This window comes from Dietzia aurantiaca (genome assembly GCF_021033825.1).
Classification (GTDB): domain Bacteria; phylum Actinomycetota; class Actinomycetes; order Mycobacteriales; family Mycobacteriaceae; genus Dietzia; species Dietzia aurantiaca.
The window spans coordinates 1-1,577 of sequence record NZ_JAIFXZ010000029.1; the positions used below are offsets into that span (position 1 = coordinate 1).

Consider the following 1,577-nt stretch of genomic DNA (forward strand, 5'->3'; position numbering starts at 1 on the left):
CACCGTCACTGTAGTCAAGTGTGTACATACGCTGTAGTCACATGTGTACACCACAGCAGGGCCGGCGCGTAACCCCTCCCACCGCAACGGACCGCCGTTGCACAGCATCGACACGCGGCTCCCGCAATCAATCTGAGCGAATCCGGGCCAGCCGGTCGTGCCGTCGGCCAGTGTGGAATCGCCCCCGGTTCCTCACAGACGACAAGGCCTGCCGATGAAGCCCGCCCCGCTCGACGAGTTCCCCGTTCACCAGACCCCGCTGTCGATGGCGCAGGTGTCGACGAGTGACCGGAACTTCTACGACCGCAACTACTTCAACGCCCACGACCGCTCGGGCGAGGTGTTCCTGGTGACCGGGTTCGGGGTGTATCCGAACCTCGGGGTGATAGACGCGTTCGCCACCGTCCGCCACGGAGATGCGCAGCGGTCGGTGCGGTTCTCGGATGCTCTCGAGTCCCGGTCCACCGAGTCGGTGGTCGGCGGCTACCGGATCGAGGTAGTCGAGCCACTGCGGTCGCTGCGGGTGGTGTGCGAGCACGAGGATCTGTCCATGGATCTGCGGTGGGAGGGCTCGTTCGAGGCGGTGCTCGAGGAGCGGCACATCCTCATGGACGGGCCGCGCACGATGTTGGATGCCAGCCGGTTCGCGCAGGTGGGGAGCTGGTCGGGGATGTTGAACGTCGACGGCGAGGACTTCGTGGTGGACCCGGCCGTGTGGCTCGGCACCCGCGACCGATCCTGGGGCATCCGCCCCAGTGGCGCGCCGGATCCGCAGGAACGCTTCGCCGAGGAGCCGCGGGAGGGCTTCTGGTGGACGTACATCCCGCTGCGGTTCGACGACTTCGCGCTGGTGATCATCCTGCAGGAGAGTCCCGACGGTCATCGCAGCCTCAACCACGCGAGTCGGGTGTTCGCCGACGGCCGCATCGAGCAGCTGGGCTGGCCGCGGATGGAGGTCGACTACCGCGCCGGCGCCCGCCACCCAGAACATGTGCGCGTGCACCTGACCACGCCCCTGGGCGAGCCGCTCCTGCTGGAGATCGACACCCTGCTCGGCATCCCGCTCAGCATGGGCTCGGGCTACGTGGGCGACCCGGCCTGGTCACACGGCCGCTGGATGGGCCGCGACTGGAGTGAGTCCGTGTCCTACGACATGACCTCCCCGGACGTCACCGCGATGCTCCCGTACAACGTCGTGGACCACGTGGCACGCGCGAGGTGCAACGGCGCCGAGGGCTGGGGCATGTTCGAGCACGCCAACATGGGCCGCCACGACCCGTCCGGGTTCAAGGACTGGGTAGATATGGCGAAGTGATGTCGGAGGCTCCCGATTTGGCCAGTGTGGGACCGGACTAAGTTCCCTTTAGCTCTCCCGTTCGTACTCCAATTGATCAGCTAAAAGTCTTAATAGTTCTGGAGCGTCCGGATGATCCGTTAGCTTTTCCAAAGAAAGCGTATCGCGGAACCTATCGATAGATATATTGGCATAAGTTAGATCCAAGCCTATGCCCACTTGAGAACTAGCACCCGCGACCAAGCCAAGAACGTCGAGAATGTCGATCAGCCGCTGCGCTAGC

Annotated in this window: 2 protein-coding genes; one reads left to right on the plus strand and one right to left on the minus strand. The window is 64.6% G+C overall.

What is annotated here, in order from left to right:
- Positions 1–214 precede the first annotated feature (214 nt).
- On the plus strand, positions 215–1,315 hold the full coding sequence (locus tag K3888_RS17460; RefSeq protein ID WP_230931549.1) for an Rv3169 family protein: 1,101 nt from the start codon (positions 215–217) through the stop codon (positions 1,313–1,315).
- Positions 1,316–1,363: 48 nt separating this feature from the next.
- On the opposite strand, the gene K3888_RS17465 is transcribed toward K3888_RS17460, so the two are convergent.
- Positions 1,364–1,577, minus strand: a 214-nt coding sequence (locus K3888_RS17465; RefSeq protein ID WP_230931550.1) for a hypothetical protein, incomplete at its 5' end; no start/stop codon positions are given.

Bases quoted from the DNA above. Each gene is read 5' to 3' on its own strand.
- K3888_RS17460 (WP_230931549.1), top strand. From the start codon at position 215: ATGAAGCCCGCCCCGCTCGACGAGTTCCCCGTTCACCAGACCCCGCTG.